This is a genomic window from Vallitaleaceae bacterium 9-2, from assembly GCA_038396585.1.
Taxonomy (GTDB): domain Bacteria; phylum Bacillota; class Clostridia; order Lachnospirales; family Vallitaleaceae; genus UBA1351.
In genome coordinates, this window is the sequence record CP121691.1 from 1,619,709 (window position 1) to 1,636,854 (window position 17,146).

At 36.2% G+C, this 17,146-nt stretch carries 18 protein-coding genes and 1 riboswitch; of the genes, 16 read left to right on the forward strand and 2 right to left on the reverse strand.

Annotated features, from left to right (window positions below):
- Window position 1 precedes the first annotated feature (1 nt).
- From QBE53_07645 to QBE53_07710, 14 genes are all read left to right on the forward strand, one after another.
- Entirely contained in the window at window positions 2-2,257 is a 2,256-nt protein-coding gene (locus QBE53_07645; protein WZL82971.1) for an ATP-binding protein, read from the forward strand.
- 28 nt (window positions 2,258-2,285) lie between these two features.
- Window positions 2,286-2,678: a response regulator gene (locus QBE53_07650; protein ID WZL82972.1), complete on the forward strand. Its 393-nt coding sequence runs from the start codon at window positions 2,286-2,288 to the stop codon at window positions 2,676-2,678.
- A gap of 8 nt (window positions 2,679-2,686) precedes the next feature.
- Complete coding sequence (locus tag QBE53_07655; protein WZL82973.1) at window positions 2,687-3,757, forward strand: DnaJ domain-containing protein; 1,071 nt, start codon at window positions 2,687-2,689, stop codon at window positions 3,755-3,757.
- 99 nt (window positions 3,758-3,856) lie between these two features.
- Window positions 3,857-4,264, forward strand: a complete 408-nt coding sequence (locus tag QBE53_07660) for an arsenate reductase ArsC (GenBank protein ID WZL82974.1) — start codon at window positions 3,857-3,859, stop codon at window positions 4,262-4,264.
- A gap of 39 nt (window positions 4,265-4,303) precedes the next feature.
- Window positions 4,304-4,402: riboswitch (TPP riboswitch) on the forward strand.
- Between the two features lie 33 nt (window positions 4,403-4,435).
- Window positions 4,436-5,110: an energy-coupled thiamine transporter ThiT gene (gene thiT / locus QBE53_07665; GenBank protein WZL82975.1), complete on the forward strand. Its 675-nt coding sequence runs from the start codon at window positions 4,436-4,438 to the stop codon at window positions 5,108-5,110.
- A 172-nt stretch (window positions 5,111-5,282) separates the two neighbouring features.
- Window positions 5,283-6,158 carry an ARMT1-like domain-containing protein gene (locus QBE53_07670; GenBank protein WZL82976.1) on the forward strand — a complete coding sequence of 292 codons (876 nt, stop codon included), beginning with the start codon at window positions 5,283-5,285 and terminating at the stop codon, window positions 6,156-6,158.
- Between the two features lie 69 nt (window positions 6,159-6,227).
- Window positions 6,228-6,593: a DUF134 domain-containing protein gene (locus QBE53_07675; protein ID WZL82977.1), complete on the forward strand. Its 366-nt coding sequence runs from the start codon at window positions 6,228-6,230 to the stop codon at window positions 6,591-6,593.
- 5 nt (window positions 6,594-6,598) lie between these two features.
- On the forward strand, window positions 6,599-7,423 hold the full coding sequence (locus QBE53_07680) for an MBL fold metallo-hydrolase (protein WZL82978.1): 825 nt from the start codon (window positions 6,599-6,601) through the stop codon (window positions 7,421-7,423).
- Window positions 7,424-7,427: 4 nt separating this feature from the next.
- Window positions 7,428-7,880, forward strand: coding sequence for a Fur family transcriptional regulator (locus QBE53_07685; protein WZL82979.1), 453 nt, complete (start codon window positions 7,428-7,430; stop codon window positions 7,878-7,880).
- Window positions 7,877-8,245, forward strand: a complete 369-nt coding sequence (locus QBE53_07690) for a NifB/NifX family molybdenum-iron cluster-binding protein (GenBank protein WZL82980.1) — start codon at window positions 7,877-7,879, stop codon at window positions 8,243-8,245. Before QBE53_07685 ends, QBE53_07690 begins: the two co-directional genes overlap by 4 nt.
- 1 nt (window position 8,246) lies before the next feature.
- Window positions 8,247-9,104, forward strand: coding sequence for an ATP-binding protein (locus tag QBE53_07695; protein WZL82981.1), 858 nt, complete (start codon window positions 8,247-8,249; stop codon window positions 9,102-9,104).
- Entirely contained in the window at window positions 9,082-9,963 is an 882-nt protein-coding gene (locus tag QBE53_07700; GenBank protein WZL82982.1) for an ATP-binding protein, read from the forward strand. The genes QBE53_07695 and QBE53_07700 overlap by 23 nt, the downstream gene beginning before the upstream one ends.
- Window positions 9,960-10,316, forward strand: a complete 357-nt coding sequence (locus QBE53_07705; GenBank protein WZL82983.1) for a NifB/NifX family molybdenum-iron cluster-binding protein — start codon at window positions 9,960-9,962, stop codon at window positions 10,314-10,316. The genes QBE53_07700 and QBE53_07705 overlap by 4 nt, the downstream gene beginning before the upstream one ends.
- Before the next feature lie 278 nt (window positions 10,317-10,594).
- Window positions 10,595-12,499: a glycoside hydrolase family 127 protein gene (locus QBE53_07710; protein WZL82984.1), complete on the forward strand. Its 1,905-nt coding sequence runs from the start codon at window positions 10,595-10,597 to the stop codon at window positions 12,497-12,499.
- A 97-nt stretch (window positions 12,500-12,596) separates the two neighbouring features.
- Here QBE53_07710 and QBE53_07715 read toward each other — a convergent pair whose 3' ends face one another.
- Complete coding sequence (locus QBE53_07715; protein ID WZL82985.1) at window positions 12,597-13,877, reverse strand: EAL domain-containing protein; 1,281 nt, start codon at window positions 13,875-13,877, stop codon at window positions 12,597-12,599.
- Between the two features lie 184 nt (window positions 13,878-14,061).
- On the opposite strand from QBE53_07715, the gene QBE53_07720 reads away from it, so the two are divergent.
- Entirely contained in the window at window positions 14,062-14,919 is an 858-nt protein-coding gene (locus tag QBE53_07720) for a DMT family transporter (protein ID WZL82986.1), read from the forward strand.
- Between the two features lie 17 nt (window positions 14,920-14,936).
- Window positions 14,937-15,857: an AEC family transporter gene (locus tag QBE53_07725; GenBank protein WZL82987.1), complete on the forward strand. Its 921-nt coding sequence runs from the start codon at window positions 14,937-14,939 to the stop codon at window positions 15,855-15,857.
- Here QBE53_07725 and QBE53_07730 read toward each other — a convergent pair.
- Entirely contained in the window at window positions 15,846-17,114 is a 1,269-nt protein-coding gene (locus QBE53_07730) for an MFS transporter (protein WZL82988.1), read from the reverse strand. The two genes, QBE53_07725 and QBE53_07730, sit on opposite strands and share 12 nt — an antisense overlap.
- Window positions 17,115-17,146 lie beyond the last annotated feature (32 nt).

Below are 17,146 nucleotides of genomic sequence, written 5' to 3' on the forward strand. Positions count from 1 at the left end.
TATGTATGACCAGTTAGATTTCTATAAGGTTGTTGACACTCTTGGTGATGGGATTATTTGTGTCAATGATGAAAATAAAGTTGTATATATGAATCAACGGGCTGCAAAAATCATTGATGCCCCGCATAAAATCCAGAGTAACGCTTCGATTGAGACCTGTTTTAATATTTGCACAGAAAAGTCGGGAACAATCATTGCTGATATTATCAGTGATGTTAAGCGTACGATGAAACCACGTGGTTTAGTAAAGGATGCTTTTATTGTTAATCATGAACAGGAAAAAGTATATCTATCAGCGAGTATTTCTCCGATTGAGATGAAGGGAAGTCTATACATTAGCATTAATTTTCGAGAAATTACAAAAATAAAATTATTGGAATTGGAAAATATTGAACAAAAGAAAAACTTTGAGACGATATTTAACCGATTGCCTCTAGGAATTATTATTGTCAATAAAGAATTAAAAGTGCTGCAAGTTAATCCGTTTATGATTCATCATTTCCAAATTGATGTACAGCAAAATATGGATATTATTTTAGGAAAGTTATTGCGTTGCTCGAGAATTGGAGATGAGCGGTGCGGGATTGACCATCGATGTGAAGAATGTCTAATTAAGAAAAACGTGTATTTGTTAACGGAACAAGATGAAGAGTATGTGACAGGACAAGTCAAGTTTGAGCGCAATATCGATGACATGGATATCATTAAACATTATCAAATTGGGTTTGTTCGATTGCAAAGGAAAAAAGAAGAACAGATTATGTTGATTATCCAAGATATTACTGAATTGATTGAAAATGAAAAGCGGATCAATGATGCAAAAGAAGAAGCGGAACGTGCTAACAAACTTAAAAGTGAGTTTTTGTCCAATATGAGTCATGAAATACGCACACCACTTAATGGAATTATAGGGATGATTGATCTATCAAAACGCAGTGTAAAAGATCAAGAGGTCATCGATTATCTTAATACAGCAAAGACATCAAGCATAAATCTGCTTGAAATAATCAATAGTGTTTTGGATATATCAAAAATTGAAGCCGGTAAATTTGTGATTTATCGTAAAATGTTTAATTTAAAAAAAATGTTGGAAGAAGTCTATTTTGAAAATAAGGCGAAAATTAAAAGCACGGCAGTTGAATTACGTATAGATGCTTATAATTATCCAATTGAAGTGTTCAAATCAGATAGTCTAAGAATAAAGCAAGTCTTGAATAACCTTGTTGATAATGCAATAAAATTTACGGAAAAAGGAACAATATATATCGGGTATCAAATAGTAAAAAAGAGTGACACTTATGATTTTATGGTCACCATTAGCGATACAGGCATAGGGATGGATGCATCATATCAGGAAAATCTTTATGAAAATTTTTCTCAAGAAGATGGATCGTATACACGCCAAAAGGGAGGCACGGGCTTAGGATTAGCCATTTCAAAAAGTATTGTTGAAAAGATGCAAGGAAGTATTTTGTGTGAAAGTACGCTTGGAAAAGGTACGACGTTCACATTGCATTTTTATTTAGAAGAACAAGATTCAACGACATTGAGTATGCAAACAGCAGAGGATACCATTGAAGAAAAACCCATGCATATTCCGTCAAGAAAAGGGCGCATTCTTCTTGCTGAAGATGATCCCATAAATCAAAAAATAGTTAAGACACAATTGGAAAATGATGGGCATATAGTAGAAGTTGCAGTTAATGGCAAGCAAGCCGTTGAATATTATGAGAAAAATCAAAATTATGATTTGGTATTAATGGATATCCAAATGCCAGTCATGAGTGGTTTAGATGCAACAGATCATATAAGAAGTCTGCAGGAGAAGAAAAGAATTCCAATTATTGCTCTAACGGCATTAGCCTTAAAGGAAGACAAAGAAAAAATTATGCAGCATGACTTTGATCTATACATAACAAAACCGATTCAGCTTGTACAACTTCAAAATATTGTCATGGATATTTTAAATGTACAGGATATCGATTTATATGATCGGGCAAAAACCAATGACAAGGCTCAACTTTTGATAAAAGAGCTTTTAAAAAGTATGCAATACGAAGGGGAAACTTATGATTTCGTTAAAATTAATAATCAAGCAGAGATTTTGTTTGATGTGATCGATCAGTATCCTTCTGATCAACTAAGGCGCAATGCACTTCGATTAAAGATGAAGCTTAGAAAAAACAATCCAGAAAAAATGAAAGTGTTGCTTAATCAGATGCTGCTAGATTTAGAAGAGGATGTATTGCAAAAGTAGGCATTACAAGTGGACAAGGAGGACGTATATGTTGAAAATATTAATCGCAGAAGATGATATGGTTAGTCGAAAGTTGCTTTGGAAAGTTTTAGATGAATATGGAGAATGTGATTTGGTGGTCAATGGTCTAGAAGCTATTGATGCACATATGATGTCTATAGAAGATCAAGAGTTTTATGACTTGATTTGTCTAGATATTATGATGCCTAAAGTTGATGGCGCGAAAGTATTAAAGACGATTCGAGATCTCGAAATGCAATATGAGGTCAAAAAAAAAGCTAAGATAATCATGATTACAGCACTCTCAGAGACAGAGGTTGTTGATGATACCTTTAGCAAGGGAGCAGATGCATATGCGACCAAACCCCTTGATATTGATAAATTCGTTGAAGTAATGAAGAACCTTAAATTGATTGAGTAGAGGACACTATGAATAATAAATTTGTTGATTATTTTCAGTTATTAGAGGTACATATGTTTGCAAGTGAAGAAGCGATTCGATCAGCATATAAGCGCTTAATTGTAAAATATCATCCGGATAATGATGGAAATAAAGAAAAATTCTTGTTGGTTAAAGAAGCATACAAGACGCTCATAAATTATGAACAACGGCAAGAATACTTTGGAGTATGGAAATACAATGTGCTTTCTCAAGAAGATTGCTGTATGGTGACTACAAAGACATATGAAGATATGGCGTTTAACAAGGTATTAGTCACAGTAAATGCATATATGTTGTATCTAATGAATACACAGTATAAAAAAGCATATGAATTACTTTGCCATGAGTCACAGAGTAGAATTTTTTTGAAAGATTTTATACACTGGCAAGAGCTTGTAAGTGAAATTCATGAGATTACTAAGTTTAGCAGTTCAGTTGATACGGTTGAATTGGATGAGATATATGGGACGAAGGTTATCTGTTGGGTGAAAGTACGAGAGTATAATGTGTTGCTCAATCATTTTGAAGAAGATTTATTTCGACGTGTGTTAGTCTTTGAAAAAGGAGGGTGGAAAATCTATCTTCAAGAGATTAACATACGTCAAGTTATAAAAAAATACAAAAAAATTGTAGCAACATATAAGAAAAATGCTAAAAATAAAAGAGTTAATCTCAAAAATCACTATGTAACGAAGTTTTTAGATGAAGAATCATTTGTTCATAACCTTGAATATGAATTTTTAAGATATCAGCGTTATAAACGAACTTTTGGTTTAATTGGAATTGAAGTAGGAAATATAACAGTACAAAAAATCAATAAAGTTATCCGTAGTATTCATCTGTGTACGCGCATTACAGATTCTTTTTGCACAATAGGTCATAATAAAATCGTTGTACTATTACCTGAAACAGGTGATAGAGGAATAAAAGCGGTGAATCACAAGCTCCAAAATATATTTAATAAAGAAGGACTCTTAGAAATTCGCATTCAGATGGTTATAGTAGATACATCTTTTGAAAGCGTCAAAGAAATATTAAAAGAAACCATAGGTTCTTAAGCGCTTTTTGGGACAGGATAAGGACGCATACATTGACAATTGTCGATGTGTATGATAAAGTGAAACTGAAATTTAATGACCTAAAAAGTGAGGTATAAAATGAAATATAAAGTAGCATTTGTGTGTGTTCACAATTCATGCCGTAGTCAAATGGCCGAAGGATGGGCAAAAAAATTAGGGGCAGATATTTTTGAAAGTTATTCGGCTGGAACGCAAAACTATCCACAGGTAAAACCAATGGCTGTAGAAGTGATGGAAGATGCAGGAGTTGATATGGCAACCCATTACCCTAAGTTGCTATCAGATATTCCGGCTGAACTTGATATATTAATAACGATGGGATGTAATGTGGTGTGTCCACATGTTCCGAATAAGCATATGGAGGACTGGGGATTAGAGGATCCATCAGGAGGCCCGATTGAAGGATTTAGAGAAACGCGAGATTTGATTAAGCAAAAAGTGGAAGAACTTATAGAGCGGGTAAAAAGTGGTCAGATTGACCTATAAATCCAATTGACAAGAATAATGATATAAGATACAATGTTTGTACATCACTAGGGGAGCCGAAAGGCTGAGAAAGTGTTAACTGACCCTCAATAACCTGATACGGGTAGTGCCGTCGAAGGGAAGTGCAGTACAATCAGTTAATACTCCTTAGAATTATAAGGAGGTTTTTTTATGTTTAAAAATTTTACACAAGCACTATCAAGCGGTGATTTACAAGCTGTAATCACCTCAACTATTGGACAAATAATCATTGTAGCGATTGCATTAGTCTTACTGTTATTTGCAGTTGTTTTAGGTGATCGTCACAAGAAAATGTCAGTTAAGGCATTAACATATTCGTCCATTGCGATTGCAATTAGTTTTGTCTTATCGCAGATTAAACTCTTTAGTTTACCTCAAGGTGGATCCATTACACCGTTTTCAATGTTATTTATTATTCTGATAGGATATTTCTTTGGCGTGAAAACAGGTGTTCTTACAGGGATTGTTTATGGATTATTACAACTTGCCTTTGGGGGTTGGGTTATGCATCCAATGCAATTATTATTGGACTATCCATTAGCGTTTGGAGCACTAGGATTGTCGGGTCTATTTGCAAATCAAAAGCATGGGTTGGTTGCCGGAATCTTAGTGGGAAGCATGGGACGGTTTGTATTTCACTTTTTAAGTGGAATTATCTTTTTTGCATCTTATGCACCGGAGACATGGAATCCATTTGTGTACTCGCTGTGGTATAACTTTTCCTATATTGGTGTTGAAGGAATAGTTACAGCAATTGTTGTTCTTATACCATCAGTTGCACAGGCACTTAGAAGTGTAAAAAAAAGTGCAATCAATAATATATAAAAAAAATCGCTTTAGCTATTGGCTAAAGCGATTTTTTTTTGTAAAGAGTTCTGACCTTTACATGGGAAAAAGTTAGTGATAATATATAATGGCATATGCCAATTAAAATCTAAGAAAGGAAAATATAATCTCATTATCCACCAAAATAGAAAGTGAGGTTATACGAGATAAAATGAAATTTAGTTATGAATGCATTGGGTGTCATATTCAACAAATTCTGAAAGTGGCAAAGCTTGTTCAAATGGATGAAATAACAAAAGAAGCCGTAGTTCGAAAGACCCTGAAAAATTTGAGTGAGATGGATTATGATAAGACGAATCCTGAAATGATGAGCGTCACATGGAGGACAATACTAAGTGATATTGATAATAAAGATCCATATCAACACATTAAACGTGAATATAATCAAATGATGCTATCCGTTTATAATGAATTGTTATGCGATATTTTGTCTAGCAAGGATGCGTTTGCTAAGGCGTTGCATCTTGCTATTGAAGGAAATGTGATTGATTACGGTGCAAAGCATCACTTTGTCAAGGAGGGGTTGGTAGAGAAAATCCTTTGTGCTGAGAAAAATCTTTTGGCGGTAGATGAAAGTAATGCACTATATGATGCCCTAGAAAAAGCTGGAAAATTACTCTATGTAGGCGACAATTGTGGGGAGATTGTTTTGGATAAGCTGTTTATTGAAGTTATTAAAAATAAATTTCCGGATTTGCAGATTACATTTGGGGTGCGTGGTGGTGCGATACTTAATGACATTACCTATGACGATGTTGACCAAGTCGGATTGGATGAGTTAGTTGAGATTATTGATGCAGGAAATGATTATCCTGGACTTGTTATTGACATGGCGAGTGAAAAGTTTCGTCATGTTTATGATGAAGCGAATGTAGTTATTGCCAAAGGACAAGGGAATTATGAAGGTTTAAGCCAAGAAAAAGGGAAAGAGATTTTCTTTTTATTGATGGCGAAGTGCGATATGATTGCTGGAGATTTAGGGGTTCGCACAATGGATAAAATATGCAAAAGAGCAAAAAGTTATTGACATATGCCAATAACTGGAATAGAATAATATATAGCATATGCCATAAACGATAGAAAAGAGGTGAGAAGATTGTCAAGACCAAGTAAGCAAAGGTATATTTGTGAATTGCCAAAGTATGTTGCTTTCGGACCGCTAGGTCAAAAAGCATTGCGAGAATCGTGTATTATGATGACGGTCGATGAGTATGAGACGATTCGGTTAATTGATTATGAAGGCTATAATCAAGAAGAATGTGCTTTGCAGATGGAAGTAGCCAGAACAACGGCGCAACGCATTTATAATAGTGCCCGTCGCAAACTTGCGGCCGCACTTGTTGAAGGGCGAAGTATAAAAATTGAAGGTGGACATTATCAAGTATGTAGCGGCCAACGTCAGATGCGTCAAGAAACGAGACGTTGTCAACATAAATGCAGAAGACGCGGGAAAGAAGATTGATCATTATGAAGATAACGGTACTTGCTGAGAACACAACACAAGACAAATACTATGAAGCAGAACATGGTCTGTCTTTATACATTGAAACGGCAAAGCATAAAGTATTGTTTGATACAGGGGCGAGCTCTTGTTTTGCCGCTAACGCTAAAAAGTTGGGTGTCGACTTAAAAGATGTAGATATAACCGTTATTTCCCATGGGCATTATGACCACGGAGGTGGATTAAAGACGTTTATGGAAGTGAATGCCAAATCGACTATTTATGTGAATCATCTCGCCTATGGGCCATATTATTCGAGGACAGGAAACGTGAACCCCCGTTATATTGGTTTGGATGTAACGACAAGACAACCTGATCGAATGCTGTTGACTAAAGAAGATATGGTTATTGATAATGAACTGGAATTGTTTATGAACATTCAAGCGAAAAAGTGTTTTCCAAGTGTGAATCATCGTTTGTTAAAAGAAAAGGACGATGCGCTTGTGCAAGATGACTTTTTGCATGAACAAAGTCTGGTGATACATGAAGGAGGTTACCATGTTCTGATTGCAGGATGTGCCCATACCGGTATCATTAATATTATGGAGCAAATCCATGAACGAAGTCAATATACGATAACTCATGTTGTTAGTGGATTTCATATGTATAATCGTAAAGATAATACAAGTGAAGATCCTAACGTTGTGGATCAGGTGGGTGCATATTTGAAAGCGCATGGAGTGATGGCTTATACGGGACATTGTACAGGCGATAAAGCGTATGCTCAACTATCTGAAATTTTAGGGGAACAGCTAGTAAAACTTTATTCAGGTCAAATTATTAAGGTGTGAGTGCATGGAAAATAAGATTAGTGAAATTGAAAAAATTCTTCAAGAGCATAATTATAACTTGACGAAGCCACGTACAAAAATGATTGAACTATTTTTAAAGACATCAGAACATTTATGTCCGGAAGAAATTTTTAATAAACTTAAAAGTGAATCGATTAGTTTGCCTACGGTTTATCGAAATATAGCCATTTTTAAACAGTTGAGAATTATTAAAGAAATAAATATTAATAATGAGAATGTATATGAATTGAACATGTTTAGTGAAAAGCGACTGCATATGCACTTTCATTGTAAGAAGTGTGACCAAATTATTGAATATAATAATCGAGAGATTTTCAATCAAATGATTAAACAACAACGATATATTGAAAAGCAGTTTGGTGATGTCATTGAAAACTATTCCGTGGTTTTTGACGGGATTTGCCATTCTTGCTACAAACAGGAGGAAATGAAATGAAAATATTAATACCTGTCGATGCAAATATAAAAGAAACCGATGTATGCATGTCGTTTGGACGAGCGCCGTATTATATGCTGTATAATACAGAAGATTCGAGTTATGAATTTATTAAGAACACGGCAGCGACAAGTCCTGGAGGAGCAGGAATACAGGCGGCTCAGACCGTTGTAGATTTGAAAGTAGATGCTTTATTAACGCCTAGATGTGGACAAAATGCTGCGGATATTATATTAGGTGCAAACATAAAAGTTTATAAAACGCTACATCCATCTGTGCAATATAATATTAAGGAGTTTTTGGACAATAAACTAAACCCGTTAAGTGAGATTCATTCTGGTTATCATAACCACGGGAACAATTAAAATGAAGATTGCACTATTAAGTGGTAAAGGTGGAACCGGTAAAACGTTTGTCTCTGTTAATATGGCTTTCGTAGCAGAAAAAGCCATGTATATAGATTGTGATGTTGAAGAACCTAATGGTCATCTTTTTTTGAAGCCCCAAATAGAGGCTGTTGAAGAGGTGAAGGTTGCAATGCCGAAAATTGATCATGAAAAATGCACAGGATGTCGAAAGTGTGTAGAGTTTTGTCGGTTTAATGCGTTGGCGTATGTAAATAATGCGGTTAAAGTGTTCGAAGATGTTTGTCATTCGTGTGGTGGATGCATGTTGGTTTGCCCGGAAAATGCGATTGTAGAGAAAGATAAAACTATTGGCAAGATTGAAAAGGGGCGTTCAGGCGAAGTAAGTGTAAAAACCGGAATATTGAATATGGGTGAAGCGTCAGGCGTTCCAATTGTAAAACAGCTAATTGAAAACGTGAGCATAGAAGAGGCGTTGTCCATTATTGACGCGCCGCCAGGCAGTGCATGTATTGTTATGGAAGCTATTAAAGATGTTGATTATTGTGTGCTAGTTGCAGAGCCGACAATTTTTGGGACTCAAAACTTAAGCATGGTACATGAATTGGTTAAGCTTTTTGACATTCCCTATGGCGTTGTTTTAAATAAATGCTTGGATGATGAAAATCCGGCTGAAAAGTATTGTGAAGAAAATGAAATCCATGTTATAGGTAAAGTGATGTATAGTCATGATTTGGCACTTTTAAGTTCCCAAGGAGAAATCGTATCCCGCGTTGATTCGTCTTATTATGCCAAATTCAAAACGATGTTAGAACGAATTTTTGAGGAGGTGCATCATGGGACAACTTCTCGTGCTTAGCGGAAAAGGTGGTACTGGGAAAACGACGGTGGCAAGTGCATTGATTCAATTATCAAAAGTTAAGCATTTTGCAGATTGTGATGTGGATGCTCCAAATTTAGATTTGGTGATGCATCAGACCGTTGATCCGATAATAACGGATTATTCTGGGCTACCCAAAGCATTTATTCATGAAGAACAGTGTATCGAGTGTGGCCAGTGTCAAAGTCAATGCAGATTTGATGCGATTTCACATGATCAAGTAAAGAAAACGTATGTTGTTGATCTTAATGCATGCGAAGGATGCGGAGTGTGTGAACTCGTTTGTCCGGTAGGAGCTGTTCATTTAGAACCGATTGTAGATGGACACTTGCAGTTGTACAAATCAGAGAGGGTCTTTTCCACCGCTCAATTGAAAATGGGAAGTGGAACGTCGGGGATGCTAGTGACAAAAGTGAAAAGGCAGATGCTAGAGCATGGCGTCGAATCTGAGTGGGCTATCATTGACGGTTCCCCGGGAATCGGTTGTCCGGTTATTGCTTCGATTAGCGGGGTGGACTATGTATTAATTGTTGCAGAGCCTTCTTTGTCTGGTATAAGTGACATGGAGCGTATAGTAACAACTGCTTCACGCTTTGGTGTGAAAACATTTATATGTGTGAATAAATTTGATGTCAATATAGAATATACAGATAAAATTGAAGCATATGCAAAAGCGAAAGGGTTGGACTTTGTCGGTCGGATTCCCTATGATTCACAAGCGGTAAAAGTGATCAATCAAGGAAAAACTATTGTTGAGATTGATTGTGCGTCGGGCCGTGCAGTGCAAGGAATATATGAAAATATAAAAAAAGTGATAGATAATGGAGGAAACTTATGAAAATCGCAGTTGCTAGTGAAAAAAATCAAGTGACACAACATTTTGGACATTGTATCAATTTTAATATTTTTGATGAGGAAAATGGGTGTATCAACAATCATACATCCATTGACAACCCTGGACACCGTCCTGGATTTTTGCCGAATTTTTTGAATGATTTAGGTGTGAATGTAATCATATCAGGTGGTATGGGGGGAGGCGCGGTTGATATCTTTAATGAGCACCATATTGAAGTTATCGTTGGTGCTTCTGGAGATGCAAGAGAGGTAGCACAAGCATATCTTCGAGGTGAGTTGAAGTCAACAGGGTCCGTATGCCATGAGCATCATCATGCAGATGAATGCGGTGAATAATTCGGCTGAAGACAGGTTATAAAATAGTAACAGCCATAAAACAGGAGCATCTAAAGCTCCTGTTTTTGTTATGTGGATTTAGCCCGTTGAACTCACGAAGCATGCAAAATAAAAAACCACCCATTTTACGGGCAATCATGACTTTATGAAAATCCATATGTATATGGAAATCAGATAGATGATAATGACAAGAGGACAAAACAAAAGGATATTGATTTAAAGAATGAACATGTTACTATTAACATAATATATAAATTCTTTGAATTGGAGTGATGAGAGTGAATACAGAAATAAAAGTACAGTCCGTCAAAGTTAATGACCCCTTTTGGTCAAAGATTCAGGGATTGGTGACGGATGTTGTTATTCCCTATCAAGAAAAGATTTTGGGCGATGAAGTTCCTGGCGTAGAAAAAAGTCACGCCTTTGCAAACTTTGCGATTGCAGCAGGTGAACAAGAGGGGGATTTTTACGGTATGGTTTTCCAAGATAGCGATGTGGCGAAGTGGTTGGAGGCAGCAGCATATTCGCTTGCAATAAAGCCCGATCAACATCTAGAACAACGTATGGATAAGATTATTGACTTAATTGGAAAAGCCCAAGGTGCAGATGGATACTTGAATACATATTTTACGATTAAGCAACCCCATCATCGGTGGCAAAACCTACAAGAATGCCATGAACTTTATTGTGCAGGGCACATGATGGAAGCAGGTGTGGCCTATTATGAAGTGACGGGGAAAGATAAACTTTTAAAGATTATGGAAAAAATGGCAGATCATATTTTTGATCGTTTTGGACCAAACAAAGAATTGGGTGTACCTGGTCACCAGGAAATTGAAATCGGATTGATGCGACTTTATTTTGCTACTGGAAAAGAAAAATATAAAAATCTGGCAGAATTTTTTATTAATCAAAGGGGGCAAGACCCGAAGTACTTTGCCAAGGAACGTGAAAAACGTGGATGGGTTCATTTTGACATGGATCCAGCTGATCAAAGATACAGTCAAATTCATGCCCCGGTAAGAGCCCAAACAACGGCAGAAGGACACAGTGTTCGAGCAGTATATATGTATACAGCAATGGCAAGTTTGGCTGCAAATCAAGGAGATGAAACGTTAAAAAAAGCATGTGAAAGATTATGGGAAAATATAACGAAAAAGCGAATGTATGTTACTGGGGCAATTGGATCAACTGTTAAAGGGGAAGCTTTTACCATTGACTATGACTTGCCTAATGATACAATTTATGCTGAGACATGTGCGTCCGTCGGATTGATTTTTTTTGGACGACAGATGTTAGATATGCATACATCAAATGGCTATGCGGATATTATGGAACTCGCATTGTACAATGGCGTCCTTAGTGGGATGCAGCTTGATGGAAAGCGTTTTTTTTATGTGAATCCATTAGAAGTCAATCCAGAGATATCCGGTAAACTTCATAATTATGAACATGTTTTGCCGGAAAGGCCTGGATGGTATGCGTGCGCCTGCTGTCCACCTAATGTGGCAAGATTGGTAACATCACTAGCAAAATATGCTTGGGGAGAAGATGAAGATACAATCTATTCACATCTATATCTTGGAGGAGTGGCAAGCTTTAAAAAAGCGGATATAAATGTGAAAACGAACTACCCCTGGCAGGCCAATGTATCCTATGTAATTCATCCAAAGCAAGAAAAACCTTTTAGCGTCGCCATACGCATACCTGGATGGGCGCAAAAGACAGAGATACAAATTAATGGACAAAATGTTCAAGAAGAAAAGATACAGGATGGATATATATACATTCATCGACAATGGAAAGAAAATGATCATATACAATTGCAAATAGATTTGACAGTACGAAAAGTATTTGCGAATGTAGCTGTTCGTGAAGATGCAAATCAAGTCGCGTTAATGCGGGGACCTATTGTATATGCGTTTGAAGGAATGGATAATCCCTCAGTGTTGCAAGCATTACGCATTAAAAAAGATGGATGGATTCAAATATGTGCCAATGATAAAAAGCTTTTTAAAGATATGGTAACATTGAAAGTTGAGGGATGGCAGCTTGAAAGCGAGGAGGCATTGTATTCGTCAACGCGTCCGACATATATACCGACAACGCTAGAAGCAATTCCCTACTTTACATGGGGAAACCGTGGACTTAATCAAATGCGAGTATGGATGCATGAAGCATAGTTATCGTATTCTTTTGATTTTTAAACAGCTAGGTGTTACTAATATTTGCGTGGTGAGTTAAAATCAACAGGATCGGTATGCCATGAGCATCAACATGCTACAAAGTGCAATCATTGAATAATTTTATTGTGGGTTTTTTAGTATTGATATAAGCTTCAAATGGCTTATAGTTATAGTTTAGAACGACGATGATTGGGTTGCCGGATCGGTTGGTTATCTTGAATGAGGTCGTGACACAGACATCGTTACTTAGTCGAGAACGATACGGTTTTGTTACCCAATCCGAAAGTAAAGGATTGTGCAATCGCGTAAAATATTCTTCGTTACTATGAGAAAAACCTTTAGAATAAAGTCCGAAAAGTTCTTTGTTACGATTGCCAAAACTTGATGTATTGATAAATGAATGGCTCATTTGAATACCATTGGCATCAAGAAAATATGAACTTTCAATAAAATGATAGTTGTTGAGTAAGTCATTCATGACAAAGTCAAGATCTTGAGAACCGATATTTTCAAAAACCGTTTTTAAGTGGCTGTTAAAGTTGACAATATTAATGATGGCAGATTTTTCATCTTTTTCATATCGAGCATTTGTGATTTCGCCAACAGATGCGTAGTCAAAGGCCTCAATAATGCGTAGAATTTTGGGATAATCTAATGCCTCTGTTGGTGAAACATAATAGCCTTGTATCATTTGTGCACCTGCACGTAGAGCCTTTTCTAAATCATATCTTGACTCTATTCCGGTGGCGATGACTAAGATACCCATTTGATGAGCAATGGAGGTAATATGTTTAATCAATAATTTTGTGTAATCGCTAGAGGATAAGCGTTTTAACATTTGCTGATTGATTTTAATGATATCTGGATTAAAGAGCATAATTTTATCAATATTACTGTAGGTTTTTCCAATATCGTCAATTGAAATATAAAACCCTTTTTTACGATGGTGTTCAATGAATTGTTGCGTTAGTGGTAGATCTTTTTCATCGATAGAGAGATTGTCTATATCAATAACAATACGATCAGAAGAAACACCATGTTTTTTTGCGCAAGTTTCTATATAGTTTGATGTAATCGCCGGAACAAAAAAAGAAAGGTTAATGTTGATGTGCAGCATTACCCGGGGATTTTGATTGGCTATCGGAGCGAAGGCTTCGATGGTTTTGCACACGCAAAGCTGATCGAGTTGTTTGGCAACACCCTCTTTATGTGCTACAGAAAACAGTTCACTAGGTGAGATGATTCGTTGGTTTGACGGATCAACTCCGCGAACGAAGCTTTCCACACAAAATGTGTTTGAATCAATAGGAAGTAAAATTACTTGGAATAGTATTTTTATCGAATGGGTTTGAATTATTTTTTTTATATCTATCATAGATTTTTATACTCCTGCCTATCATCTTTTATAGTCATATTGTAACATTACATGTATAAAACATAAAGACCTATATTTTGTTATAAAGAGCAATGAAGCATTGATATGACTTGACGCACTAAGGCGTTTATAGTAAGATGACGGGGAATCTTATCAACAGAGTATACATGGAAAGGTAATAAACATGATTCGTCATTTTAAGCGTTTAAATGATAAGCAACAAGCAGTTTTATATATGATATTTTCAGCATTGGCGTTTTCGCTGATGGGTGTTTTTGTAAAATTAACAGGAGAAGTTCCGGTTATACAAAAAACATTGATTCGTGCAGCGGTTATCGCAAATATTAGTTTTGTAATGTTGAAGTTTCATCACATCTCGGTTTTTCCCATTCGACAACTTAAGTTATTAACCTTACGCTCCTTTACAGGAACGGTAGCCATTGTTATGAATTATTATGCGCTGGACCACTTGATTTTATCGGATGCAACAGTTTTATTCCGTTTAAATACAGTGTTTGTCATTATTTTTAGTTGGATTTTCTTAAAAGAACATATCTCAAAAAGGCAGTTTTCTGTTATTATTATTGCATTTATTGGTGTGTTGTTTGTGATTAAACCAGAACTGTCTTTTGATTTTATACCATATACAATAGCAATATTGGGGGCAGCAGGTGCGGCTTTATCCTATACGATGCTGCGAAAGCTAGGGGAAGGCACACACCCTTCAGTTGTGGTTTTCTTCTTTGCTATGTTCACGTTTGTCTCTTTGCTTCCGTTTGTTATTGCAAGTTATGAACCGATGACAGATATTCAGCTGTTATATGCGATTTTGGCAGGGGTATGTGCTGTTGGAGGCCAATATGGAGTGACTCTTGCCTATAAGCATGCGCAAGCAAAAGAAGTTTCAATATATAACTATTTTGGGGTTATTTTTTCAGCAATCTTTGGATTAATTATCTTCAATTCGCATCCGGACGTTTGGAGTGTTCTTGGATATATTATTATTTTTATATCAGCGGTACGTATGAGAAAAGTACAATAAATTATTAAGGGGTTATTATGTCATATATTGTTTTTGTTATTCTTCACGTATTATTGCCGATTTTTATACCTGTATTTGCAGGGTATTATTTTCATAAACGTTTTACATTGAATGTAGATACGTTAACAAAAATACAATTTTATATTATGATACCTGCTTTTTTATTTATGAATATGTATACGATAAAGCTCGAGGCCAATTTATTTATACAAGTGGTTTCAGTTTTGATCATGGCTTTTGTTATAATGTTTTTCATTGGAGTGATACTTGCAAGAGTTATTGGATATAATAAAAAACATAAAAGTGCCTTGATTAATGCATCATGCTTTTATAATAGTGGGAACTTTTGTATTCCGTTGATTGCTTTATTGTTTAACAATCCATTTGCCTCAGCAATACAGATTATCATTATGTTTATGCAAAATATTTTATTGAATATTTTTGGGATATTTAATACAAATATTGGGCATAAAAGTGTGCGCGAAGCTTTTTTAGATATATTTAAATTGCCAATGATGTATGCAATTTTTTTAGGTTTTGGATTACAAGTGCTAGATATTTCGATTTATCAACCGATTCAAGATGGACTTAACCTTACTGGAGAGGGGCTAGTTCCTGTAGCCTTGATTACGCTTGGTGCACAACTTGCAGATACACAGTTAAAGTTTCGATCAATGCGAGTTTATCTTGCGGGAGCCCTTCGATTAATCATTGCACCAGTCATTACAGGAACATTGTTATGGGGGATTGGGTTAGAAGGGATTCCGGCTCAAGTATTACTTATTTGTAGCGGGGCACCAACGGCAATCAATACAGTGCTTTTAGCTATTGAGTTTAAAAATGAACCGGAATATGCCTCACAGACAGTTTTTTTCTCTACAGCATGTAGTGCACTAACTGTTCCTGTTGTCATTTACTTTGCCCAATTACTGTTCTAGTTTTATAGGGCGCTGAATGGATAATGCCATGGATAGTGCGGCAAAACAAATGATAGACATTATAATAAAGACGGCGATATAATTACCGGTGATGTCATAAGAGAGTCCAAAGGGAATGGTTCCAAAAGCTGAGCCAAAGACAGTGAAAACAGTGGCGACACCACGAATACTTCCGAGGTGTTTACGACCAAAATACTTCACCCAAATAATGTTTAGGGTCAAGTTTTGTACATTTGTGGCACTACCATAGATTAACATAAAAGCTATAGCCATGAACAGGTTGCTGACGATAAGCATAAAAAGCAAATCAAGAGCAATGACAGACAAGGTGATAGCGATGATATACTTAGAGCGATAGCGGTCGATAATCAGTCCGGATACAAGAGGCATAAAAAAACCGGGAAGTGAAATAAGTCCGATGGCAAAAGCAGCAGTTTCTTCTTGGAGTCCCTGAAGGTTCATGATGGAAAAAAAGTGAAACATCATTCCGGTTGTAACCATAGGAACAATCATGCTGATGATGCCAATAAACCAAAATTCTTTGGTGCGCATAGATTCTTTTAATGTAAAGGACTCACGGTCAGTTTTTTCTAGTTCATTCAAAAGATCCTGATGAGAATGGACAGGGGTGTTATCTGGAAGCAACTGGATATCCTCAGGTTTGTCAATGACAAACAAGTAAACTAAAGGCAAAAAGATGAGAATAATAGCTAGACTCCAAAATCGCCATGTGATATCCCACCCATAATTTTGAATCCAATAGATATTTAAAGGAGGAACGATTACATTGGCTAATATGATTCCAAGGCTGGCTAAGCTTACTGCAAATGCTCGCCTTTTTTCAAACCATTGTGGCAAGAGGGCGTTTGGTATCAGTGTCATAGAACCTTGCCCAAGATAGCGTAATAAGAAAAATCCCAAGAAAAGCATGATGACATTTTGTATAAGACTATTAAAGATGCAAGCTATGGAGAGGGCAAGTCCGATAATCAGCGACATCTTGCGTTGTCCCAATTTATCGACATGACGTCCTACAATAAATAAAAGTGAACCGGATAGGACAGTTGCAAATGAATAAATAAAAGAAATATATGTGCGTGAATACCCAAAATCTTCAATATAATAATTGATAAATGTTGAAATGGAAAAACTCTGTCCAGGTGCAGAAAAAAACATGCTAACAGCAGAGATAAACACAATAAACCAACCATAATAAAAATAGGGGTTGATTTTTTTTGCGATTTTATGTGATAACATAGAAGCCTCCTTAAAATAGTCAATATGACTAA

Bases quoted from the DNA above. Each gene is read 5' to 3' on its own strand.
- QBE53_07700 (WZL82982.1), top strand. From the start codon at position 9,082: ATGGGACAACTTCTCGTGCTTAGCGGAAAAGGTGGTACTGGGAAAACG.
- QBE53_07715 (WZL82985.1), bottom strand. From the start codon at position 13,877: ATGATAGATATAAAAAAAATAATTCAAACCCATTCGATAAAAATACTA.
- QBE53_07645 (WZL82971.1), top strand. From the start codon at position 2: ATGTATGACCAGTTAGATTTCTATAAGGTTGTTGACACTCTTGGTGAT.
- thiT (WZL82975.1), top strand. From the start codon at position 4,436: ATGTTTAAAAATTTTACACAAGCACTATCAAGCGGTGATTTACAAGCT.
- QBE53_07705 (WZL82983.1), top strand. From the start codon at position 9,960: ATGAAAATCGCAGTTGCTAGTGAAAAAAATCAAGTGACACAACATTTT.
- QBE53_07720 (WZL82986.1), top strand. From the start codon at position 14,062: ATGATTCGTCATTTTAAGCGTTTAAATGATAAGCAACAAGCAGTTTTA.
- QBE53_07655 (WZL82973.1), top strand. From the start codon at position 2,687: ATGAATAATAAATTTGTTGATTATTTTCAGTTATTAGAGGTACATATG.
- QBE53_07725 (WZL82987.1), top strand. From the start codon at position 14,937: ATGTCATATATTGTTTTTGTTATTCTTCACGTATTATTGCCGATTTTT.
- QBE53_07690 (WZL82980.1), top strand. From the start codon at position 7,877: ATGAAAATATTAATACCTGTCGATGCAAATATAAAAGAAACCGATGTA.
- QBE53_07695 (WZL82981.1), top strand. From the start codon at position 8,247: ATGAAGATTGCACTATTAAGTGGTAAAGGTGGAACCGGTAAAACGTTT.
- QBE53_07660 (WZL82974.1), top strand. From the start codon at position 3,857: ATGAAATATAAAGTAGCATTTGTGTGTGTTCACAATTCATGCCGTAGT.
- QBE53_07650 (WZL82972.1), top strand. From the start codon at position 2,286: ATGTTGAAAATATTAATCGCAGAAGATGATATGGTTAGTCGAAAGTTG.
- QBE53_07670 (WZL82976.1), top strand. From the start codon at position 5,283: ATGAAATTTAGTTATGAATGCATTGGGTGTCATATTCAACAAATTCTG.
- QBE53_07730 (WZL82988.1), bottom strand. From the start codon at position 17,114: ATGTTATCACATAAAATCGCAAAAAAAATCAACCCCTATTTTTATTAT.
- QBE53_07685 (WZL82979.1), top strand. From the start codon at position 7,428: ATGGAAAATAAGATTAGTGAAATTGAAAAAATTCTTCAAGAGCATAAT.
- QBE53_07680 (WZL82978.1), top strand. From the start codon at position 6,599: ATGAAGATAACGGTACTTGCTGAGAACACAACACAAGACAAATACTAT.